Origin of the sequence: Archangium violaceum Cb vi76, assembly GCF_000733295.1 — a bacterium.
GTDB classification, from domain to species: Bacteria; Myxococcota; Myxococcia; order Myxococcales; family Myxococcaceae; genus Archangium; species Archangium violaceum.
The window spans coordinates 17540-37659 of sequence record NZ_JPMI01000004.1 but is presented as its reverse complement, the minus strand read 5'-3'; the positions used below and the strand labels follow the sequence as shown (position 1 = coordinate 37659).

Sequence of the window (20120 nt, the reverse complement as noted above, 5' to 3'; positions counted from 1 at the left end):
GGTGAGGGTATCTCGTCCCTCGAGTTGAACCCCGAGCCCGTCTACCGGTGAATCACCGTCCGCCCGAGAGCCCGGCCAGCCGCGTCTCCGCCCATTCGATCTGCTCGCCGTCACCGCCCGAGTCCAGGTACGCGGCCTTGTGCGCCAGGAAGCCCGTGAGCGCCTCGCGCAAAGCCTCGGGGCGCTCCAGCTCGTCGGCGCACTCGGCGCGCCGGTAGTAGATCTCCGCCCTCAGCACCTCATCCTGCTCGCCGATGAGCCCCTGCGCGAGCCGCGCGTCGGCTTCCTCGAACCGCCCGAGGCCGAACAGACACTCCCCGTGCAGATAGTGGAGCTGAGACACCGGGATGCCGACACCGTCCACGCCCAGCTCCTCGGCGCGGCGCAGATCGGCGAGTGCCTCCTCGAATGCCTCCTGCTCGAAGAGGCGCAGCATGCCGCGCCGGTACCAGGCCAGCGAGAACTCCGGCTTGAGCGAGATGACCCGGCCGAGCAGCGCCTCGGCGCCCAGGGCATCACCCGCTTCCTCCCGCTCCTCGGCGGAGCGGAGCAGCTCTTCAATGGGAACGTTCCGGGATGACTGCATGAGAAGAAGGTAGGGAGCCTGGCGGCCCGGCGCCACCTCCGCACCTCAGATGCGGGACGCGGCCACGGGCAGGTTCTTCAGGCGCTCCAGCTCCTCGCGGGACAGGGGATCCTCTCCGCGCAGGAACCGCTCCAGGTGGCTCAGGGAGTCGACACCGAAGAAGAGCTCCCCATCCGCCACGATGGTGGGGACACCGAAGCCATCCAGCGCGAGCAGCTCCTCCGTGTTGCGGCGCACCTCGTCCTTCACCGCGGGCGTCTGCGCGGCCGCGAGCAGCGCCTGGGTATCAAGCCCCACCGAGGCCACGACCTCGCCCACCCGCTCCGGCTGTAGCAACCCGCCGCCTCCGCCCCAGGCCGCCGCATAGAGCGCGGAGACGAGCCGGTGCCGGGCGTCCCCCTCCTGCACGGCCGCCGTCACCCGGAGCGCGAGCAGCGGGTTGAACGGATGCGCCGCGGGCATGACGAAGGGCACCCCGAGCTCGTGGGCGATCCGCCGCGTGTGCTTGTAGATGTAGAACCGCTTCTGCTTCACCTCCGCGGGCCCCGTCGTCCCGAGCGTGTTGAGCACTCCGGCGAAGAGCACGGGCAGCAGCTCCACGCCGCGGCCATGACGCGCGGCCAGCGCCGGGAGCTGCGTCCACGCGAGATACGAGTACGGCGACACGTAGTCGAAGAAGAAGCGGAGCGGAGCACGGTTCATGCCGCCGACTCTATGCCGCTCCGGCCGTCCTCTCGCGAACATTGCCAAAACACAGCATCAATCCAACAAACCTGGAATACGTGTCATTCTTGAATTCAAAGAAGGCTAATGTTACACGTGGTTCAACCCCATTCCCCCCTGAGGTGACATGAGGAAGCTCTACCTGGCAGTCACCACCCTGGTGCTGGCGGCGACCAGTGCCACGGCGGCGGACCGCATGAATCCCGCAGATGCCCGGCGCGTGCAGTCGGCCCGGGAGAAGCTCGTCCCCGCCATCGAGAAGGAGTTCGGGCCCAAGGCCCGGCTCATCCACCTGTATGGCCACGGCGCCAACGCGCTGGCCGGCATCATGGCCGAGCCGCCCTCGGAGGCCACGGGAGACATCCCGCTGCTGGCCATCGTGGGCTGGAACGAGCGCACGGGCGCCGTGCGCGTGGTGGACCGCGAGTTCAAGTACCGCGAGGCGCGCTCCGTGGGCACGCAGGTGGCACTGCTCGAGGCCAACGGAGACCTGCGTCTGCGCGAGGCCAACGGACGCACGCGGCTGCTGGCCCAACGCGTCGGGGGAGACCTCTTCCCCACGCCCAAGGGAGACGCGCTGCTCGCCACGCTGACGCGCACGGGCAACGAGGCGCACGAGACGTCCATCGGCATCGTGGACCTCACCGGCCGCGTGAAGGAGCTCGCCGATGGCCCCGGCGTGGACGCCATGCCCAGCATCTCGCCGGACGGCGAGACGGTGGTGTTCGTCTCCGGCCGCACCTCGGTGGCCTCCTTCTTCCGCACCACCGTGGACGGCGCCGAGCCCGTGCAGCTCACCAACAAGGGCCTCTCGGCCTGGCTGTTGAGCCAGGGCGAGCCCGCCGACTTCGTCCCTCCGCCCGTCTCCAACTACGCCATGGAGTGGGTGGACGACGACACGCTCCGCTACAACGCCGGCGGCGGCGAGTTCTGGAAGCTCAACGTCCGCACCGGCGAGGCGTCGCCGGACCTGGGAGGTGGAAAGTGAATCGCACGCTGAAGACCCTCGGCGCCACGCTGGCCGGCGCGCTGCTCGCGCTCCCGCTGGCCTCGCAGGCCGGAACGCTGTTCCGCTTCCCCATGTCCATGCTCTCCGACCAGTGCGCCAACGGCGGCTGCGTGGTGAGCGCGTACATGGACCACGCGGGCAAGGACTACGCCTGCGGCACCGTGCGCTACGGCGGCCACACGGGCACCGACTACGCCCTCGCGGGCGGCTTCACCAAGATGGACTACGGCGTGTGGGTCATCTCCGCCGCGGGCGGCACGCTGGAGTCCTCCGTCGACGGATACTACGACCGCTGCAACTACTGGAACCAGAACGACCCGTACGCCGCCTGTGGCCTGTACACGGCCAACTACATGATCATGCGGCACGCGGATGGCCGGAAGAGCAAGTACTGGCACCTGAAGAAGGGCACCCAGCAGTACGCCCGCGGCGCCTCCATCCCCTGCGGCAACTGGATCGCCCGCGTGGGCTCGTCCGGCGCCTCCACCGGCCCGCACCTGCACTTCGAGTTCTGGGATCCGACCTGGGGAACCGATGATCCCTACGCCGGCTCGTGCGGCGGCCCCATCTCGCTGTGGACCGCGCAGGGCGCGTACCGCGGTCTGCCGGGCATCACCTGCCAGTAGTCACGGGCAGGGCGCGCAGGGTGTCCACCACCCTGCGCAGGTCCTCCTCGAAGTGAGCCCGAGCCTCGGCGCGGCTCCGCTCGTCCGGCATCCGCAGCAGCGCCGAGGGGTGGAACGTCGCCATCCACGCCTTCGCCCAGGGCGTCTCGAACACCTGCCCCCGGCTCAGGTTGATGCGGAAACCGGGCCCCCACGCGGACGTGGATCTCCCGCATCGTCTCGCCCGTGACGGCGAAGCTCTTCTCCGGCGCGAGCTTGCTCAAGTCCGCATCCGTGGGCAGCTCGATGTTCGCGCTCAAGCGGTCCGCGTACCGGCCCGCCTGGTCGATGAGCTCCTGGGAAGCGCCCGGCACGGCCTTGAGGTGGATGTAGCCCTGGAACTGGTGCTGCTCACGCAGTGTCCGCGCCACCTGGACGAGCTCCTCCATCGTGTAGTCCGGGCTCTTGAGGACTCCGGAGCCGAGGAACAGTCCCTCGATGTAGTTGCGCTTGTAGAAGTCGAGCGTGAGCCCCACCACCTCCTCGGGGGTGAAGCGCGCCCGGGGCGTATCGCTGGAGATGCGATTGATGCAGTACTGGCAATCGTAGATGCAGAAGTTGGTATGGAGCCCTTCCCTTAACGGGCGCGCGCTCGCCTCGCATCCCAGCTCCGCTTCACCCGAGCTCGCCCGCTCCCTCCCGCCCCACCCTCCAGTCCGAGCCTCCCGCGCGCTTCCAGACACGTGCCCTTCAGGGCATTGCGACGCGTGCGCCGAACTGGAATCCATGTGCCGCGCTCGCGGTGACGCTCACAAACGCGCCGAGCCCTGTCTGTCTGAACGCACCACCACGTGGAGGGAAGCACAATGCCAGCCATTCATGGTTTCTTGCTACGCAATGGGGAAGGGACCCCGTTGGGCCAGTATGTCCCGACGGGCAAGTTCGGAAGGATCTTCCCCTCGCTCCAACCCCTGACGCCACCGCTCGAGGCCCTGGAGGAGCTCGGCCGCGCGATGAAGGACGCCACCCCCGCCGACCCCAAGGGTGACAACGAGGACGTCCCCGCTGGCTACACCTACCTCGGCCAGTACATCGACCACGACATCACCTTCGACACCACCCCCATCCAGGAGGTGCTCGTCGACCCCCTCGCCCTCCACAACTTCCGCACCCCCGCGTTGGACCTCGACTCCCTCTACGGCAGGGGTCCAGCCGACCAGCCCTTCCTCTACCAGCTCGCTCCCAACGACGCCCTCTTCGTCATTGGCAAGACCAGCCCCACTCCCGGCGGCGGTGACCCCACCATCAAGCCGTCGCTCGACTTCGACCTCCCGCGCGGCCCCCAGGGCCTGGCCGTCATCGGAGACCCGCGCAACGACGAGAACCTCATCGTCGCCCAGATGCACCTGGCGTTCATGCGCTTCCACAACAAGATCGTCGAGGGCCTCAAGGACGGCACCGTCAAACCGCCCTCGGCCGCCCGACGCCCCCTGTTCGAGGAGGCCCGCCAGCTCGTCATCTGGCACTACCAGTGGATCGTCCTGCACGACTTCCTGAAGCGGCTGGTGGACAAGGATGTGCTCGAGGACGTGCTCGAGAAGGGCCGCGCCTTCTACCGCCCGCATCGCGACGCCTTCATCCCCGTGGAGTTCTCCGCCGCCGCGTATCGCCTGGGCCACAGCATGGTGCGCGAGGGCTACGACTACAACGAGGTCTTCACCTTCAAGCCGGGGCCCCGCCGGCGGGCCACGGCTTCACTCGCGCTGCTGTTCCGCTTCTCCGGGCGCTCGGGCACCAACGTGCCCATCCCCAGCGATTGGATCATCGACTGGCGGCGCTTCTTCCAGTTCGCTGGAGACGGGGTGACCGCGGGCCTCAGCCGCCGGCTCGACCCGTTCCTCGCGCCCACCCTCTCCGAGATTCCCGACGGCGGCGTCCTGCCCGGCGTCAACCTGCCCATCGCCAACCTCCGGCGCGGGCGCAGCCTCGGCCTGCCCTCCGGACAGAACGTGGCCCGCCGCATGCGCATCAAGCCCCTGTCCCCCGAGGACATCGCCAAGGGGCCCGATGGGCAGGTGGCCGCCAAGCACAACCTGCACCTGGAGACCCCGCTCTGGTACTACATCCTCAAGGAGGCCGAGCAGCGCGGGGACGGCAAGCGGCTCGGGCCCGTGGGCAGCAGCATCCTCTCCGAGGTCTTCGTGGGCCTGCTCGAGCACGACTCCAGCTCCTTCCTCGCCAGCAACCCGCAGTGGAAGCCCACGCTGCCCTCGACCAGGCCCGGCCACTTCACCATGGCGGACATGCTGCGGTTCGTGGGTGACCTGTCGCCGATCAACGACGCGAAGAACCTGACGGGCCCATGAAATGAGCCGCCCGTGAGGGAGATGTGCCCCGGCCGGGTCGCACCACCGGCCGGGTGTTCCACGCGCTGGCCCTCCTGGGATTTCAGCCGCCCACGGGGCCCAGGTCCGTCGGTTGGCCCTGGACCCATTGCACGCCCCGCTGCGCCCGGTAGTCGGTGAAGAGGGATGCGACGATGGTGCTCGCCCCCACGAGGACGTGTACCCAGGTGGCCAACCGCCAGCGGCGCGCGCCTCCAAAGAGGAAGGGCGCGGCGATGACGCCGAAGCTCCACACGTAGTCGATGGCCTCGTGCACCTCGATGGGGATGAGCTTCAAGAGGCTCAGCCGGTAGTCGGTGAGCAGCGACACTCCCAGGCCCGAGCATCCCAGCACCAGGCTCGCCGTCCGGAACGCCCCCGGGTTGGACAACAGCCCGACTCCGGCCACCGACAGCGCTCCCTTGTAGTCCATCACCGAGTGCAGGTTCTGGGGGATGCGCCGGCGCAGGGGCAACTTGCCCAGCAGTGGCATCGCGGGGATTCCGGCGGCCGCGCTCTTGTCGAACAGGCCCTTGCGCTCACTCACCGAGGCGGGGACGTGAACCAGCTCTCGCGGATGCTTCGGTTCGTGGTGCGTGGTGTCCATTCGGGCTCCTTGGGACAGATGGCATCCCAACGGTAGGCACCCGCGCGGCCCCCCACCGGCCAGGACGCCCGGCCGCCTGGACTCCAACCAGTCATGCGTGCTCCGACGCGGGTACGAGGCGGGGATGGCCCCCTCGTCCTCCGCTCCCATCCAGGTACCCGCGCGGAGTTGCTCCGCCCCGGAGCCAACGCCTGGGAGCCCGCCGGACAGACCGTTCGCGTCTTCCATCCCGGACCCGTGTGCGTGAGCGGCGAGCGCGTCATCATCGCCGGTGGCCGCGACAATGGCTCCGGCTTCGCCATCATCGAGGGGGTTCACATCGCGCCTCCCCTGGATCAGGGCACCGAGATCTGGGAGCCCCACGGCCGCACCTGGCGCATGTCGGGACCCCTGACCCGGCCCCGCGACGAGGCCAAGGGTGTGACGCTCTCGGATGGGCGGGTGCTCGTCGTCGGCGGGTGCCGGTCATCTGCTCGCCCCCGTGGGCCCTGGGGTGTTCCTCGTCGTGGGAGGATCCAGATCCACGGAAAGTGGGGACCCGGAGACCTCTTCCGAAGTGTGGCACTCGGGGTCTTGAGGGGCTCTCGGTGACAGGGGTTCAACCTGGGACCCGGGTACCCTCACCCCGTCCCTCTCCCGAGGGGAGAGGGGATATTGGGGTGATTGGGTTTGTGATGGCTGGGTGGTGGATGGCTGGGTGGTGGATGGCTGGGTGGTGATTGGATTCAATCCGATTCCGGGTCCGTCACCTTTTCTCCCAGGCTCTGCAACCGTGAGTAGAGGCGCCGGCGCGTGATGCCCAGCAGCTTCGCCGCCGCCGTCTTGTTGCCCCCCGCCCTCTCCAACGCCGCGTACAACAGCTCGCGCTCGAAGGCGTCCAGGTTGAACCCCTCCCCCAGCACGTCCGCCGCTCGCACTCCCTTTCCCCCTCCCCGTGACAGCGACGGGCCTCCCCCTCCCAGGTGCTCCGCCTGGATGTCTCCCTCCCCCGACAGGATGAGCGCACGTTCCATCGCGTTCTCCAGCTCGCGCACGTTGCCCGGCCACGTGTACCCCAGCAGCCTCGCCTCCGCGTCCTTCGACAGCTTCGACGCCGGCAACCCCTTCCTCGCCAGCACCGCCCGCGCCAATGGCACCAGGTCCTCCTTGCGCTCACGCAACGGCGGCACCTCGATGCTGAAGACGTTCAGCCGGTAATAGAAATCTTCCCGGAAACGTCCCTCGCGCACCGCCGCCGCCAAGTCCCGGTTCGTCGCGGCAATCACCCGCACGTCCACCTTGCGCGCCTGCGTGCTCCCCAGCGGCACGAACTCCCGCTCCTGCAGGAAGCGCAGCAGCTTCACCTGCGTGGCCGGCGTCACCTCGCCAATCTCGTCCAGGAACAGCGTCCCCCCGTCCGCCGCCGCCAGGTGACCCACCTTCCGCTCCGTCGCCCCCGTGAACGCGCCCTTCTCGTGCCCGAACAGCTCCCCCTCCAGCAGCGTCTCCGGCAACGCCGCGCAGTGCACCTCCACCAGCGGCCCCGCCGCGCGCTTGCTCGAATAGTGGATGAGCCTCGCCAGCTGGCTCTTCCCCGTCCCGCTCTCTCCCAACAACACCACGCTCGCGTCGCTCGCCGCCACCTGCGTGGCCGACGCCAGCACCTGCTTCATCCGCGGGCTCTCCGCCACCAGCTCCGGCGTCAGCCGCCGCACCAGCCGCTCGCTCCGCGTCTCCGCCGCGCGCTGCTCCGCCAGCCGCCTCACCCGCAGCCGCACCTCGTCCATCGCGAAGGGCTTGGTGAGGTAGTCCGCCGCCCCTCCCTTCATCGCCGCCACCGCGTTCTCCGCGGTGCCGTACGCCGTCATCATCACCACCGCCGGCGGCGTGGGCAGCGCCTGCGCCGCCTTCAACACCTCCAGCCCCCCCACCTCCGGCATCATCAAATCCGTCAGCACCACGTCGAAGCCCCGCCGCGCCAGCTCCACCAGCGCCGCCCGGCCCCCCGTCACCCGCACCACCTCGTGCCCGTCCAGCTCCAACGCCTCCGCCACCAGCTTCCCCAGCTTCACCTCGTCATCCACCACCAACACCTGCGCCATGCTTCACCTCACTCGTCCGAGGACCCCCACCCTCACGCGCTGATCACCCCCTCCCTCCGGGGTGTGACCGGGTGCCCGAGTGCCCCCTTCCCCGCCCGGTTGATCATTTTCGAACGTTCCCGTGTTCCTTTCCGGCGATGACGCGGAGCGGCACCTGTCTATCTTCCGTGCCCTCTCCCCTGCCGTTGCCAGTTCAACCCACGACTCACGCCGAGGTTCGAATGTCGACCGTCTACGAAGCGCCGGGACAGAAGGGCAGCAAGGTCCAGTACCTCCCCCGTTATGGAAACTACATTGGCGGGGAGTTCGTCCCGCCCGTGAAGGGGCAGTACTTCGAGAACATCACCCCCGTCACCGGCAAGCCCTTCTGTGAGGTCCCCCGCTCCACCGCCGAGGACGTCGAGAAGGCACTCGACGCCGCCCACAAGGCCAAGGCCGCCTGGGGCCGCACCTCTCCCACCGCCCGCGCCGACATCCTCAACAAGATCGCCGACCGGATGCAGGCCAACCTGGAGATGCTCGCCGTCTCCGAGACGTGGGACAACGGCAAGCCCGTCCGCGAGACGCTCGCCGCGGACCTGCCGCTCGCCATCGACCACTTCCGCTACTTCGCCGGCTGCCTGCGCTCCCAGGAGGGCAGCCTCGCCGAGCTCGACGAGCACACCGTCGCGTACCATTTCCACGAGCCGCTCGGCGTCGTGGCGCAAATCATCCCCTGGAACTTCCCGCTGCTGATGGCCGCGTGGAAGCTCGCGCCCGCGCTCGCCGCTGGCAACTGCGTGGTCCTCAAGCCCGCCGAGCAGACCCCCGTCACCATCCTCAAGTTCGCCGAGCTCATTGGCGACCTGTTGCCTCCCGGCGTGCTCAACATCGTCAACGGCTTCGGCATCGAGGCCGGCAAGCCCCTGGCCAGCAACAAGCGCGTGGCCAAGGTGGCCTTCACCGGTGAGACGACGACGGGCCGCCTCATCATGCAGTACGCCTCGGAGAACCTCATCCCCGTGACGCTGGAGCTGGGCGGCAAGTCGCCCAACATCTTCTTCGCGGACGTGTTCTCGCAGAACGACGACTTCGCCCAGAAGGCCCTCGAGGGCTTCGCCATGTTCGCCCTCAACCAGGGCGAGGTCTGCACCTGCCCCTCGCGCGCCCTCGTCCAGGAGCGCTTCTACGAGGAGTTCATGCAGAAGGCCATCGAGCGCACCAGGCGCATCGTCCAGGGCAACCCGCTCGACACCCAGACGATGATCGGCGCGCAGGCCTCCAACGACCAGTTGGAGAAGATCCTCTCGTACATCGACATCGGCAAGAAGGAGGGCGCCAAGGTGCTCACCGGTGGTGGCCGCGCCAACCTGGCCGGCTCGCTCGCCGAGGGCTACTACGTGGAGCCCACCATCTTCGAGGGCACCAACAAGATGCGCATCTTCCAGGAGGAGATCTTCGGCCCGGTGGTGTCGGTGACGAAGTTCAAGGACATGGAGGACGCGCTGGCGGTGGCCAATGACACGCTGTACGGCCTGGGCGCGGGCGTGTGGTCGCGTGACACGAACACCGCCTACCGCATGGGCCGCGCCATCCAGGCGGGCCGCGTGTGGGTCAACTGCTACCACCTGTACCCGGCGCACGCGGCCTTCGGCGGCTACAAGCAGTCGGGCATCGGCCGCGAGACGCACAAGATGATGCTCTCGCACTACCAGCAGACGAAGAACATGCTGGTGAGCTACGACCCGAAGCCCATGGGCTTCTTCTAGGCCTGAAGCCAGGAGCCGCCGATGAGCATCGAGCGCGTGACCGTCACCCCCGAAGCCGAGACCCTGCTGCGCAAGCTGCAGGGGATTCACGGCCCCCTGCTGTTCCATCAGTCGGGAGGGTGCTGCGACGGCAGCGCGCCCATGTGCTTCCCGAGGGGCGAGTTCAAGGTGGGCCAGGAGGACGTCTTCCTGGGCACCATCGTGGACACGCCCTTCTACATCGGCGGCGCCCAGTACGAGTACTGGCAGCACACCCACCTCACGGTGGACGTGGTGAAGGGACGCGGGAGCGGCTTCTCCGTGGAGGCGCCCGAGGGCGTGCGCTTCCTCATCCGCTCGCGCGTCTTCACCGACGAGGAGTACCACGCCCTCCAGAAGGAAGGCCCCGCTCCTCGCGGGCCCCAGCACGGCTGAAGCGCTCGGCGCGGAGCCTGGCCTCGAAGCCCCCGCCGGGCACGTTGTTCACGAACTTGTCCAACAGTTGGACAAGTTCATACGAAGCGCGCCCGGGAGGCGGGCTCACGACGGGGCGGACTTCAACGAGCCTGGGACGCCGCGGGCAGCCGCACCTCGAAGGTGCTGCCCTGGCGCTGCTCGGGCACCAGCGTCACCGTGCCTCCGTGCCGCTCCACCAGCCGGCGGCATAGCGCCAGGCCCAGCCCCGTTCCGTTCGCCTTCCCCGTGACGAACAGGTCGAAGAGCCGCTGGCGGACTTCCGGCGGCACTCCCGGTCCGTCGTCCTCCACGCGCACCCGCACCGCGCTCCCGTCCGGCTCCGCCGCCAGCCGTACCTCGCCCTCCCCCTGGGCCTGCGCCGCGTTCTGCAGCAGGTTGGCGAACACCTGTCTCAGCCGCCCCGCGTCCCCCTCCACCAGCGGCAGCTCCGCGAAGCTCCGGCGCACCTTCACTCCCGGGAAGGCCGCCTCCGTCGCCCTCGCCGCCTCCTCCAGCACCTCGGACAGCTCCACCCGCTGCGCCGCCAACGGCCGGTCCGCGCTCAGGTCCAGCAAGTCCTCCGTCAGCCGGCGCAGCCGCTCCACCTCGCCCAGCACGTCCTCCAGCGACTCCCTGTCCCGCTCGGACAGCTTCGCCCCGCTGCGCTCGCGCATCAGCTCCACCGTGCCGCGGATGACGCCCAGCGGGTTGCGGATTTCATGCGCCGCCATCGCGGCCATCTTCGTCAGCACCTCGCCTCGCGCCGCCTTCGCCGCCGCCTCGCGCCGCGCCCGCTCGTCCCGCAGCCACCGCGCCGCCACCAGCGCCAGCGCCAACGCGCCCACCGCCGACAGGGCCACCCCTCCCCACAGCGCGCGCCGCAGGGAGTCCCGCGCACTGGAGAAGGCCCGCCCCGCCTCCAGCACCAGCACCGACTCCACCTGCCCCCCACTCCCGCGCACCGGGAAGTAGCCCACCGTCACCTGCAGCTCGCCCATCGCGTAGCCCGGCCCCACCCGCGTCCCTCCCGCGAGCGCCGCCTCCACTCCCGCCGGGTCCGTGCGCAACAGGTCCACCCGTCTGCGCGCCGGCCCCGTGGCGTCCGCCGGCACCGCCAGCTTCCGGTCCACCACGTACACCCCGTCCAGCGCGTTGGCCTTCATCAGCGCTTCCAGACGCTCGGGTGAGGCTGGTGCATCCGTCAGCAACAGCGCCGCGGACTCGCCCGCGCCTCGCAACCGCGCATCCAACGCCTGCTCCAGCGCCGCGCTCCCCGCGCGGTAGAGGGCCAGGGTCGCCGCCAACGCGCCCACCAGCCCGAGCGTCGCGAGCCCCAACGGGCCCAGTGCACGCGAGGCGAGCCGCGCCATCAGAACAACCCCCTGGACCACACCAGCGCCAGCCCACCGGTGAAGCGTCCATACGCGAGCTCGGGGACGTTCGAGGACGCGCCGCGCCAGCCTACCGAGGCCTGCATGCTCCAGTGCCTCGCCACGTCCCACTCCAGCACCGCGCTCGCGTCGAGGTAGCCGTCCTCGCGGCGGGCCCCCAGCGGGTTGTCGAAGTTCTGGTAGCCACGCAGGGAGTAGCCCACCTCGCCCAGCACGCGCAGCCCGGGGTTCAAGTCCAGGCTCAGTCCGGCACGCGGGCCGTGCTCGAAAAAGCCGAGCGCCAGGTCGTACGCCCTCAGCACGCCGCCAGACCAGCCCGCGGACAGGGTGAGGCTCTCGGTGGGGCTCCACTCCGCGTCCAGCCGCGCCATGCCGCGCCATCCGGAGTAGCCCTCGAAGGCGGTGACGAGGAAGTCCTCGCGGCGCACGGCCGCCGAGCCCTCCATCACCACCGGGCCCACCGGCACACGCGCGGCTCCTCGCAGCCTGTGCGCGAGCAGGTACGGCGTCCCTCCGAGCGCCAGGTAATCCAGGCCGTACTCCACCGTCCCCTGCAGCACCGGGCCCAGGTGCGCCCAGCCCAGCGCGCCCCCCGCCCCGGCCAGGTCGAAGCCGGGGAAGCGCAGGTGGCCCCGGTAGTTCCCGCTGACGCGTGCGTACGGCCCCCGCTGCCCCCAGGGACGCACGCTCAGCTCGGCGAGCGCCGTGCTCACGCCATCCCCGCTCCCGCCCTGCCGCCGCGTGCCGTCCGGCGCGAGGTCCACGTTGGAGTCGTACTCGCCCCCCAGCCTCCCCGTGAGCGACACCCGCCCCTCGCGCGCGGCCCGCAGACGCAGCGCTCCCGCGCGCCTGGCGAGTCCCTCGTCCGAAGAGGTCGCCGCCGCGTCGAAGAAGGTGCCCGCATCGTCCGCGCGGCCCTCGCGCAGCGCCAGCACCCCGAGGAAGAAGGAGGCCGTGTCCACCAACTCCTGCTCCGTGAGTGCCTCGCGAAAGGCCGCCGCCGCCGCCACGTCCTCCCCTCGCTCGAGGAGGGAGAGGCCGGAGAGCAGCGACGCCGCCGCGGCCTCCGCTTCCGCCTCCGCGGCCGTGTTCCCCTGGCAGAGCTTCTTCAAGGCCGCCCGCGCCCGGGCGTGGCGCGGCTCCCTGCGCAGCACCTCGCGCCAGGCGATGAGCGCCGTCTCCGTGTCTCCCGCGGCCTGCTCGGCCTCGGCCACCTCCACGTAGGGCGCGGCGGCGGCCGGGTCCGGAGAGGCCAGCGGCGTCACCGGCCCGCAGAGGCCAGGCTCGGCGAGCAGCGCGGCCACCAGCAGGCCCGGGTTCACGGACTGGCTCCTCCCACCAGGGGCGCGGGCCGCTCGGACAGCTTCCCCAGCGCCGCACGGGCCTCGGCGAGCCGGTACCGGTCCTCGCGCTTGCCGGCCAGCCCCACCGCCTCCTCCAGGTAGTGCGCGGCGAGCACAGGACGCCCCGTGGCACGCACCTGCGCGGCCCGTGCGTGGTACCAGTCGATGGAGCCCGGCGTGGGCGCCGAGCGGAAGAGGACGGCGATGTCCGCGCGCAGCTTGCGCACCTGCTCGCCGATGCGCGGCCCGGAGGCATCCCCCACCGCGTCCAGCAGCGTGTCCGCGCACAGGTAGAGCCGCGCCTCGTAGCAGGCGAGCGCGTGGTAGTAGTCGAGCAGCGCGTCCCGCGCGTCCGGCGCCTGCTTGCGCGCGGTGGAGAAGGCCTCCAGCGCCTCCTCGGCACGGCCGAGCTTCACCAGCGACGCGGCGATGTACCAGTCCGCCTCGCCGTCGGTGCCCAGCCGCTGGGCCACCTTGAATTCCACCAGGGCATTGGCGAAGCGGCCCTCGCGAAAGTGGCGGGCCCCCTGGAGCAGGTGGGGCGTCGCATCCGGGGGAGTGGCCGCCGTGAGCCCGAGCAGGGCGAGGCAAAGCGCGAGACGCTTCACGCGAGGCTTTCTATCACGGACCGCGGAGGGCTCCCGGCTCCTTCGGCCGGCCGTTTCCCGGGCTGTCCGGCTTGGGATCCTTGTTCTTGCGCACGTGCTCGGAGCGGGAGCGCCCCGCGGCATCCTGCGCCTCCGAGCCTCCGCCCGCGGCGCCCAACGCGGCGGCCCGGGCGGCCTCGAGGCTCCGCCCCGGAGGCGTCCGCGCGGCCTGCCGAGAGGCCTCGCCGCGAGCCTTGTCGGCGGCCTCACCGCGGGTACGGGCCGCCGCGTCACGGCGAGCACCCTGGGCCGCGGTGTCCCGGGCCTGCTCGGCCACCGGAGAGGACTCATCCGGCAGACGGGGGAGCTGCGCCGGCAGCGTGGCCTGCGCCTCGAGCGCCTCGAGCATGGCGGCCCGGGGCTCCTGACGGCGCGACGGTTCCTCGGCGATGGCGCCCGCGGCCCACAACGAGACGGCGAGGATGAGGAGCCCGCGCATTCATGCCTCCACGACGCGCACCGGGAAAGGCGCATCCCGGAGCGTAGCATTCTCCGTGCCGGACGCGGGTCCCCCTGGAGGCAGCCTGTCCGCTACCGGAGCGTGCACCATCCGGGACACCCCGCTGTACCAGCCGGTACACCCCGCTTCCTCCCTCTCCCTCTGGCAGAGGGCTGGGGTGAGGGTCGTCCACGAGTTACGACGCATCGAGCCGCGTCTGTCTGTCCCGCACGTCCCGCAGGAGTTCCTCCGTCTCCGGGTCGGGGTTCTTCCTCCTGCGCTGCGCCTCCTGGAGCAGCGCGAGCGCGTGTCCGAGCCGGTGGGCCACTGCCTCCGTGTCTCCGCGCTGCTGGAGAAGTTCCGCCTCCGCGCTCACCAGCTTCACCAGCGCCTTGAGCTTCTCCGGATGCTCCAGCAGCCCCGCCACCGAGCCCGCGTCGATGGTGATGAGCATCCGGTACTCCATCCCGAAGAGCGACAGGCTCGTCTGGTGCACCAGGTCCAGCGCCTCCTCCGTCTTCTGGCTCTTGCCCGCCTTGAGGATCGCCGCCAGCGCCGCCACCAGCCGCTCGATCATTCGCTCGATGTAGTCCTCGCGGATTCCAGCCATGGGCACTGTTCCTTTCGGGAGGCCCTCCGAGTGCACGGCCTCGATACCCTCACCCTAGCCCTCTCCCAGGGGGAGAGGGGACACACACGGGCAAGACCCTAGGGTTTCTGGAACCACGGCATCATCGCTCGCAGGCGGCGGCCTACTTCCTCGATGGGGTGGCGTCTGCCTTCCTCGAGCAGCCTCCGGTGGTTCGGCCGGCCCGCTTCGTTCTCCGCGACCCACTCCTTCGCGAAGCGGCCGTCCTGGATCTCCACCAGGATGTCCTTCAGCCTCGCTCGCACCGCCTCGTCCACCACTCGCGGGCCCCTCGTCAGGTCCCCGTATACCGCCGTGTCGCTGATGCGCTCTCGCATCCCCGAGATGCCGTGCTCGTACATCAGGTCCACCACCAGCTTCAGCTCGTGCAACACCTGCAGGTACGCCACCTCCGCCGAGTAGCCCGCATCCACCAGCGTCTCGTAGCTCGCGTGCACCAGCTCCGTGACGCCTCCGCACAGCACCGCCTGCTCCCCGAAGAGGTCCGTCTCCGTCTCCTCCCGGAAGCTCGTCTCGAGGACCCCCGCCCGCGTCGCTCCCATCGCCTTCGCGTACGCCAACGCCCGCTCCAGCGCCTGCCCCGTCGCGTCCTGCTTCACCGCCACCAGGCACGGCACTCCCTGCCCTTCCACGTACGTCCTGCGAACCAGGTCCCCCGGGCCGTTCGGCGCGATCATCACCACGTCCACCCCCACCGGCGGCCGCACCAGCCCGTAGTGGATGGCGAAGCCGTGGTAGTAGAGCAGCATCTTCCCCGGCGTGAGGTTCGGCTCCACCGCCCGGTGGAACAGCTCCGCTTGCGCCAGGTCCGCCACCAGCAGCGCCAACACATCCCCGCGCTTCGCCGCCTCCACCGCCTCCACCACTTCGAAGCCCTCCGCCTCCGCACGCGCCGCCGCCGGTGTCCCCGGGCGCTCGCTCACCACCACGCGCACTCCCGAGTCCCTCAGGTTCAACGCCTGCGCCCGCCCCACGCTCCCATAGTCATACACGGACACCGTCAACCCGCTCAGCCGCCCCAGGTCCGCATCCGCGTCGTAGAACACCCGCGCCATCCGGCTCCCCCCTCGCTCAAATCGGGTACACGAGCAGCCCCGGTATCCGGAACGTCTCGTACACCACGTCCATCCGCTCGAAGCGGGGCTCCGGCCCGAGCGCCACCCGCGCCTCCACGTGCCCCACGCTCAGCAGCACCGTCTCGCCGTCCTCCGTCGTCCGGTACACCGCGTAGTTCGCCCGCGTCTCCACGTGTCCCGCTTCCACCTCGCCCACCCGCACGTTCGTGTGCAGGTGCCGGCAGACGTGTGGCGTGTAGACACAGGCCTTGCGGATGGCCACCACCCGGTCCTCCATCATCGCCCGGCTCGTGCACAGGATGAGGCTCACCGGCAGCCCCCGCTGGTGGTTCTCCCGCGGTATCAGCCGGTACTGCCCGCTCTCGAGGAACATCGCCGGCCAGCGCTCCAACTCGCCATCGTCCAGCGCCTCGGCGTAGCGGTAGAGCAGGTCCTCCACGGTGCAGCGGATGGTCGGGTCCCCCATGCTCGTCACACTCCCATCAACGTGCGCCACGTCTTCCAGAAGCCTCGGATGGCCGTCTCGTTGGCCAGGTCCCGCTCCGGCTCGCCGTACTGCACCTGCGTCCCCCCGAGTGCCACGAACGCCGCGTCCCCCCGCTCGCCCTGGATGCCCCGCTGCACGATTTCCAGCGCCTCCACGTCCTCCAGCGAGATGTACCCCGAGGGCCCCACCAGGTTCGCCTGGAGGATGCGCTGGTTGCGCAGCTCCACCGTGTCATCCGCGTACCCCAGCAGCGTCCAGATGAGATCGAAGTCGTTCACGTCCCTCGGCAGGACGTGCCGCGTGGCGATGCTGTTGGAGATGCGGTGGATGACCAGGCTCGGGAAGATCGTCTGGATGGAGACCGCGATGTCGTCCCTGAAGTCCGGCAGCTTCCGCATCAGCTCGGGCGCGCGCAGCCGGTAGCCCTTCTGGTACGTCGTGATTCCCTGCTGCTCGTACTCCTCGCGGTGCTCCTCCGCGCCGCCCTTGTAGGAGACGAGGTGTCCGCAGCCGCTCGGCTCCGCCAGCGTCTCGCCCCGCTGTGTCGAGCGGAACAGCCCGAACGTGGCCACGAAGAGGTGCAGCAGGCCCGCGTGGTACGGGTCCTTCACGTTCTCGAAATAGAGCTTCCAGTTGGCCCGCACCCGCTGGCGCAGGTAGCCGAGCACCTGCAGCTTCCTCCCATCGAACACCCGCGTGAGCTGCGGCCAGACGCCTCCGAGGTACTCGCGCAGCGGCGGCGTGTCCTCGCGGAAGCTCGCGAAGACGAGCCCGTTGAGCACCTCCACCCGCAGGCGCCGCAGGCTCAACGCCTTCATGTCCATGTCCACGCCGCAATAGCCCCCGTGGCCCTCCACCCCATTCTTGAAGGGCACCGCGCGCAGCGTCCCGTCCGGGTCGTAGCCCCACTGGTGGTAGACACAGTTGAAGCGTTTGTGCTGACCACAAGCCTCGTGCAACACCAGCGCGCCCCGGTGCGAGCAGCGGTTGATGAGCACATGCACCTGCCCGTCCTTCGAGCGCGAGAGGATGACCGGTACGTCTCCGATGTGCGTGGTGCGGAAGCAGCCTTCCTCCGGCACCTCGGCCTCCAGACCCACGTAACTCCACGTGGGCCCCTGGAAGATGCGCTCCTGCTCGCGCTGGAAGAGCTCCGGGTCCGTGAAGACACGGTACGGTACATGCGCCGTGTCTCCCTCGGGCCAGGGCCAGAAGGACTCCGCGGATGGGGTCGGCATGCGCTCAGTCGTTGTCCTTCAGCGGCGGCGACTCACGCTTGCTCACGCTCGAATCATCCGCGCCGTAGCCACCGACGCCCTTCTTCTGGATGCCGTCGGCGCCCACCTCCGCGTCCGCCGCGTCACGACGCGGCTTAACCTCCTCTTCGTGCCGGGCCTGCTTCCGCAGGTTCTCCGCATCCTCGTCCGCACGTGGATTCTGGGTGCTCTTGTCCGGCCGGCCCTGATTCTGCGCCATCGCTCGCTCCCATCTCAGAGGAGCCTCGCGCGCCACCGCACGAGGCCCGGTGATGAGGCAAAGGTCCGAAGCGTCCCGCCACCCGACAAGGGACCAGCACACGCCCCGCCGCTCGCCCTCCGCTCGTCCGAGAGCCGGTCAGACAGGCGGGAATGCACCTGTGAAGCGCGAATTCATTCCGACAGCTGACTCGCGGAGTGGCCAGCCCTCGGCCATGGCACGGCCAGACGTGGCGCCCGCCGCGCCCGGCCACACCAGGGACTCAGCCCAGGGCGGTGGCCGGCAGACCCCGTCCCGCCGGCGGGTTCATGGCGTACTGCAGCTTGTCATCCCCGCCCATGTAGATGACCCGCGGATCGGAAGGCAGGGTGGCGTCCTTGGCGAACCCCGCCAGGGAGTCGTGAACGTAGGTGTCGAAGAAGGCGATGAGTTCCCGGTTGCGCAGACCCTGCCCGCGCTCGAACTCGGCCTCGTACGCCTCGAGCACCGCCTTGTAATGCGGACGCAGCTTGTTCCGGCCCTTCTTCTTCGCGAGGGCCTGGAGCTTGAGCGCATCCAGCAGGAGCTGGTTGTCGTAAAGGTGGCAACCCGCCTCCATCTCCTTCCGGGCGTTGATCACGGCATCAACGGCTTCCGAGCATGCCCCCACGCAGGTACCGGGCCTGAGCGGGGTGGTGGCGCTGGCCGACTCCAACGGCGCTCTCGCCCTGCGCGCGGATGGCACGCTGTGGGCCTGGGGGAACAACAACAGTGGCCAGCTCGGGGAGCCGTCGCTGTCCTCTCATTTCTCGCCCATCCCCGTGCTGCGGCTCTGAGCACGAGGGAGCGGGGAGCGTCCGGGTCGCAGGGCTCGGAACGAGCTGCGCTCTCCAAGGGTTCGAGCATCCAGGGTGTGAGACACACCGGCCCGGGAAGGGACGACAAGCGGCTCGCTCCGAGCCCTCGCTCACTCGGAGCGGTGTGCCTGTGTCATCTGGCCCACCGCTTGCTCATGGGGTTGCGTCGGGGAGATTGACCGGACAGGTCATGTGCCGCACCCTGAGGAACATGGCACGCGACGACGAGACGCGAGAGGACGTCCATCCCCGGGCGCCCTCGCGGGAAGAGTGGGCGAGGATGAGCGAGGCGGAGAGGGCCCGGGTGGTGGAGGAGCTGCCCGGGGAGGTGACGTGGGACGAGATGGCGATGCCGGAGGGAGACCTGCACTCCCAGGCGAAGATGGGCGCGTTGCAGGCACTCAAGGGGTACTTCTCGCGGCAACAGCGGCGGGTGTACGTGGGCTCGGAGCTGCCGGTGTATTACCCCGCCGAGCGCCGCTTCGCGCCGGATCTGGTGGTGGTCCTGGACGCGGAGCCGCACCTGCGCAGCAAGTGGGTGGTGAGCCACGAGGGCAAGGGGCTGGACTGGGTGCTGGAGGTCCACGTCGGCGGCGACCGGAAGAAGGACGCCGAGTACAACGTGAAGCGCTACGCCCGGGTGCGCATTCCCGAATACTTCATCTACGACCGGGCCCGACAGCGGTTGTACGGGTACCGGCTGCCCTCGCCCGAGGCGCGGGAGTACGTCCCCATTGCCTCGGAGGGAGGCCGGTTCAGCTCGGAGGTGCTGGGGTTGGAGCTGCAGGTGGAGGAGGGGCGGTTGCGCTTCTGGGCGGGGAGCGCACTGCTGCTCGAGTACGAGGAGCTCATCGACCGGATGCGGGAGACGATGAAGGGGCTGCAGCAGCGAGCGGACGCGGATGCCCGTCAGCTGGAGGAGTCGGAGCAGCTGCGCCAGGAAACGGAGCGACTGCGCCAGGAAACGGAGCAGCGGCTGGCGGAAGAAACACGGCGGCGCGAGGAGGAAACGCAGCGGCGCGAGGGATTGGAGCGGCGCCTCGCGGAGTCCCTGGCCGAACTGGAGCGCCTCAAACAACGTGGGCCATAGCGCGCTTGCATGACCGGAAAAGTCATGCTCCTATACGGACTCACGACGTAGGCGGGTTGCCACCTCAACGCTCCCCGATGTGTCTGGCAACCCATGGTGGAGCATCGCTCCTTTGGGGTGGAACGTGACCGAGCAGAATCTCCTCTCGAAGACACTCAGCGACACGGCCCGCGAAGCCCGGCTGCGAGCAGGTCTCTCACAATCGGATGTGGCCGAGCGCCTCGAGCTTCACGAGGAGGTGTACGGCCGGATCGAGCGAGGGTCGCTGCTCCCCAGCATCATCACCCTGCGGCGCCTGAGTCTGGTGCTGCATGTCCCCTCGAATGAGCTGCTCGGGATCGACTCCGCGTGGATGCCTCCGCCGCCCTCCCAGCGGGATTCGTCACGGAGCAGGCGGCTGCTCCACTCGGTGCGAGAGCTGGGTGCCTCCTGGCTGCGGACGTTGAGGCGCCTCATCTCCCACGTCCGGCGCCGCGACTGAGCCTCCCAATAGCAAGGCCCCCGTCCC

Annotated in this window: 24 protein-coding genes; 9 read left to right on the top strand and 15 right to left on the bottom strand. The window is 69.7% G+C overall.

What is annotated here, in order from left to right:
* Positions 1 to 52: 52 nt before the first annotated feature.
* Both Q664_RS00755 and Q664_RS00750 read right to left on the bottom strand, forming a co-directional pair.
* Positions 53 to 586, bottom strand: a complete 534-nt coding sequence (locus Q664_RS00755) for a tetratricopeptide repeat protein (RefSeq protein WP_043388619.1) — start codon at positions 584 to 586, stop codon at positions 53 to 55.
* A 45-nt stretch (positions 587 to 631) separates the two neighbouring features.
* Positions 632 to 1288 carry a 2-hydroxychromene-2-carboxylate isomerase gene (locus Q664_RS00750; protein ID WP_043388614.1) on the bottom strand — a complete coding sequence of 219 codons (657 nt, stop codon included), beginning with the start codon at positions 1286 to 1288 and terminating at the stop codon, positions 632 to 634.
* Positions 1289 to 1436: 148 nt separating this feature from the next.
* Here Q664_RS00750 and Q664_RS00745 point away from each other — a divergent pair, with 148 nt between their 5' ends.
* Both Q664_RS00745 and Q664_RS00740 read left to right on the top strand, forming a co-directional pair.
* Positions 1437 to 2297 carry a TolB family protein gene (locus tag Q664_RS00745; protein ID WP_235216505.1) on the top strand — a complete coding sequence of 287 codons (861 nt, stop codon included), beginning with the start codon at positions 1437 to 1439 and terminating at the stop codon, positions 2295 to 2297.
* Positions 2294 to 2944 carry a M23 family metallopeptidase gene (locus Q664_RS00740; RefSeq protein WP_235216504.1) on the top strand — a complete coding sequence of 217 codons (651 nt, stop codon included), beginning with the start codon at positions 2294 to 2296 and terminating at the stop codon, positions 2942 to 2944. The genes Q664_RS00745 and Q664_RS00740 overlap by 4 nt, the downstream gene beginning before the upstream one ends.
* Here Q664_RS00740 and Q664_RS60410 read toward each other — a convergent pair.
* Positions 2860 to 3666: a radical SAM protein gene (locus Q664_RS60410; RefSeq protein WP_235216503.1), complete on the bottom strand. Its 807-nt coding sequence runs from the start codon at positions 3664 to 3666 to the stop codon at positions 2860 to 2862. The two genes, Q664_RS00740 and Q664_RS60410, sit on opposite strands and share 85 nt — an antisense overlap.
* A gap of 171 nt (positions 3667 to 3837) precedes the next feature.
* Between Q664_RS60410 and Q664_RS00730 the strand changes: the two genes are divergently transcribed.
* Positions 3838 to 5289: a peroxidase family protein gene (locus Q664_RS00730; RefSeq protein ID WP_235216502.1), complete on the top strand. Its 1452-nt coding sequence runs from the start codon at positions 3838 to 3840 to the stop codon at positions 5287 to 5289.
* Positions 5290 to 5371: 82 nt separating this feature from the next.
* On the opposite strand, the gene Q664_RS00725 is transcribed toward Q664_RS00730, so the two are convergent.
* Positions 5372 to 5914 (bottom strand): hypothetical protein, encoded by a 543-nt coding sequence (locus Q664_RS00725; RefSeq protein WP_043388609.1) that lies wholly within the window; start codon positions 5912 to 5914, stop codon positions 5372 to 5374.
* Positions 5915 to 6007: 93 nt separating this feature from the next.
* Here Q664_RS00725 and Q664_RS60405 point away from each other — a divergent pair, with 93 nt between their 5' ends.
* Positions 6008 to 6505 (top strand): Kelch repeat-containing protein, encoded by a 498-nt coding sequence (locus tag Q664_RS60405; RefSeq protein WP_235216501.1) that lies wholly within the window; start codon positions 6008 to 6010, stop codon positions 6503 to 6505.
* Between the two features lie 134 nt (positions 6506 to 6639).
* Here the strand turns inward: Q664_RS60405 and Q664_RS00715 are convergent, their stop codons facing one another.
* On the bottom strand, positions 6640 to 7995 hold the full coding sequence (locus tag Q664_RS00715) for a sigma-54-dependent transcriptional regulator (protein WP_043388607.1): 1356 nt from the start codon (positions 7993 to 7995) through the stop codon (positions 6640 to 6642).
* Positions 7996 to 8216: 221 nt separating this feature from the next.
* Between Q664_RS00715 and adh the strand changes: the two genes are divergently transcribed.
* Positions 8217 to 9743, top strand: coding sequence for an aldehyde dehydrogenase (gene adh / locus Q664_RS00710; protein ID WP_043388605.1), 1527 nt, complete (start codon positions 8217 to 8219; stop codon positions 9741 to 9743).
* A 21-nt stretch (positions 9744 to 9764) separates the two neighbouring features.
* Entirely contained in the window at positions 9765 to 10157 is a 393-nt protein-coding gene (locus Q664_RS00705) for a DUF779 domain-containing protein (RefSeq protein WP_043388603.1), read from the top strand.
* Between the two features lie 122 nt (positions 10158 to 10279).
* On the opposite strand, the gene Q664_RS62000 is transcribed toward Q664_RS00705, so the two are convergent.
* From Q664_RS62000 to Q664_RS00655, 10 genes are all read right to left on the bottom strand, one after another.
* Entirely contained in the window at positions 10280 to 11548 is a 1269-nt protein-coding gene (locus tag Q664_RS62000) for a two-component system sensor histidine kinase NtrB (RefSeq protein WP_043388601.1), read from the bottom strand.
* Positions 11548 to 12891 (bottom strand): porin family protein, encoded by a 1344-nt coding sequence (locus tag Q664_RS00695; protein ID WP_043388598.1) that lies wholly within the window; start codon positions 12889 to 12891, stop codon positions 11548 to 11550. Before Q664_RS00695 ends, Q664_RS62000 begins: the two co-directional genes overlap by 1 nt.
* Positions 12888 to 13520: a hypothetical protein gene (locus Q664_RS57215; RefSeq protein WP_052517506.1), complete on the bottom strand. Its 633-nt coding sequence runs from the start codon at positions 13518 to 13520 to the stop codon at positions 12888 to 12890. The genes Q664_RS00695 and Q664_RS57215 overlap by 4 nt, the downstream gene beginning before the upstream one ends.
* Positions 13521 to 13533: 13 nt before the next feature.
* A complete protein-coding gene (locus Q664_RS00685; RefSeq protein ID WP_043388597.1) occupies positions 13534 to 13998 on the bottom strand; it encodes a hypothetical protein in 465 nt (154 codons plus the stop codon).
* Positions 13999 to 14194: 196 nt separating this feature from the next.
* On the bottom strand, positions 14195 to 14608 hold the full coding sequence (locus tag Q664_RS00680; RefSeq protein ID WP_052517505.1) for a hypothetical protein: 414 nt from the start codon (positions 14606 to 14608) through the stop codon (positions 14195 to 14197).
* A 98-nt stretch (positions 14609 to 14706) separates the two neighbouring features.
* Positions 14707 to 15702, bottom strand: a complete 996-nt coding sequence (gene ilvC / locus Q664_RS00675) for a ketol-acid reductoisomerase (RefSeq protein WP_043388595.1) — start codon at positions 15700 to 15702, stop codon at positions 14707 to 14709.
* A gap of 16 nt (positions 15703 to 15718) precedes the next feature.
* Positions 15719 to 16189, bottom strand: coding sequence for an aromatic-ring-hydroxylating dioxygenase subunit beta (locus Q664_RS00670; protein ID WP_052517520.1), 471 nt, complete (start codon positions 16187 to 16189; stop codon positions 15719 to 15721).
* A gap of 5 nt (positions 16190 to 16194) precedes the next feature.
* Positions 16195 to 17448: an aromatic ring-hydroxylating oxygenase subunit alpha gene (locus tag Q664_RS00665; protein WP_043388593.1), complete on the bottom strand. Its 1254-nt coding sequence runs from the start codon at positions 17446 to 17448 to the stop codon at positions 16195 to 16197.
* A 4-nt stretch (positions 17449 to 17452) separates the two neighbouring features.
* Positions 17453 to 17686 carry a hypothetical protein gene (locus Q664_RS00660; protein ID WP_043388592.1) on the bottom strand — a complete coding sequence of 78 codons (234 nt, stop codon included), beginning with the start codon at positions 17684 to 17686 and terminating at the stop codon, positions 17453 to 17455.
* A 262-nt stretch (positions 17687 to 17948) separates the two neighbouring features.
* Positions 17949 to 18305, bottom strand: a complete 357-nt coding sequence (locus Q664_RS00655) for a hypothetical protein (protein WP_043388589.1) — start codon at positions 18303 to 18305, stop codon at positions 17949 to 17951.
* Between Q664_RS00655 and Q664_RS55960 the strand changes: the two genes are divergently transcribed.
* The 3 genes from Q664_RS55960 (at position 18298) to Q664_RS00645 (ending at position 20093) form a co-directional block, all read left to right on the top strand.
* Positions 18298 to 18501 (top strand): RCC1 domain-containing protein, encoded by a 204-nt coding sequence (locus Q664_RS55960; RefSeq protein ID WP_235216500.1) that lies wholly within the window; start codon positions 18298 to 18300, stop codon positions 18499 to 18501. The two genes, Q664_RS00655 and Q664_RS55960, sit on opposite strands and share 8 nt — an antisense overlap.
* Before the next feature lie 232 nt (positions 18502 to 18733).
* Positions 18734 to 19612, top strand: coding sequence for a Uma2 family endonuclease (locus Q664_RS00650; protein ID WP_043388734.1), 879 nt, complete (start codon positions 18734 to 18736; stop codon positions 19610 to 19612).
* Positions 19613 to 19736: 124 nt separating this feature from the next.
* Positions 19737 to 20093, top strand: a complete 357-nt coding sequence (locus Q664_RS00645; RefSeq protein ID WP_043388731.1) for a helix-turn-helix transcriptional regulator — start codon at positions 19737 to 19739, stop codon at positions 20091 to 20093.
* Positions 20094 to 20120: the final 27 nt, after the last annotated feature.

Excerpts from the sequence above, each read along its gene's own strand:
- Q664_RS00755 (WP_043388619.1), bottom strand. The coding sequence starts at position 586 with ATGCAGTCATCCCGGAACGTTCCCATTGAAGAGCTGCTCCGCTCCGCC.
- Q664_RS00750 (WP_043388614.1), bottom strand. The coding sequence starts at position 1,288 with ATGAACCGTGCTCCGCTCCGCTTCTTCTTCGACTACGTGTCGCCGTAC.
- Q664_RS00745 (WP_235216505.1), top strand. The coding sequence starts at position 1,437 with ATGAGGAAGCTCTACCTGGCAGTCACCACCCTGGTGCTGGCGGCGACC.
- Q664_RS00725 (WP_043388609.1), bottom strand. The coding sequence starts at position 5,914 with ATGGACACCACGCACCACGAACCGAAGCATCCGCGAGAGCTGGTTCAC.
- Q664_RS60405 (WP_235216501.1), top strand. The coding sequence starts at position 6,008 with ATGCGTGCTCCGACGCGGGTACGAGGCGGGGATGGCCCCCTCGTCCTC.
- Q664_RS00715 (WP_043388607.1), bottom strand. The coding sequence starts at position 7,995 with ATGGCGCAGGTGTTGGTGGTGGATGACGAGGTGAAGCTGGGGAAGCTG.
- adh (WP_043388605.1), top strand. The coding sequence starts at position 8,217 with ATGTCGACCGTCTACGAAGCGCCGGGACAGAAGGGCAGCAAGGTCCAG.
- Q664_RS00705 (WP_043388603.1), top strand. The coding sequence starts at position 9,765 with ATGAGCATCGAGCGCGTGACCGTCACCCCCGAAGCCGAGACCCTGCTG.
- Q664_RS62000 (WP_043388601.1), bottom strand. The coding sequence starts at position 11,548 with ATGGCGCGGCTCGCCTCGCGTGCACTGGGCCCGTTGGGGCTCGCGACG.
- Q664_RS00685 (WP_043388597.1), bottom strand. The coding sequence starts at position 13,998 with ATGCGCGGGCTCCTCATCCTCGCCGTCTCGTTGTGGGCCGCGGGCGCC.
- Q664_RS00680 (WP_052517505.1), bottom strand. The coding sequence starts at position 14,608 with ATGGCTGGAATCCGCGAGGACTACATCGAGCGAATGATCGAGCGGCTG.
- ilvC (WP_043388595.1), bottom strand. The coding sequence starts at position 15,702 with ATGGCGCGGGTGTTCTACGACGCGGATGCGGACCTGGGGCGGCTGAGC.
- Q664_RS00670 (WP_052517520.1), bottom strand. The coding sequence starts at position 16,189 with ATGGGGGACCCGACCATCCGCTGCACCGTGGAGGACCTGCTCTACCGC.
- Q664_RS00665 (WP_043388593.1), bottom strand. The coding sequence starts at position 17,448 with ATGCCGACCCCATCCGCGGAGTCCTTCTGGCCCTGGCCCGAGGGAGAC.
- Q664_RS00660 (WP_043388592.1), bottom strand. The coding sequence starts at position 17,686 with ATGGCGCAGAATCAGGGCCGGCCGGACAAGAGCACCCAGAATCCACGT.
- Q664_RS00650 (WP_043388734.1), top strand. The coding sequence starts at position 18,734 with ATGGCACGCGACGACGAGACGCGAGAGGACGTCCATCCCCGGGCGCCC.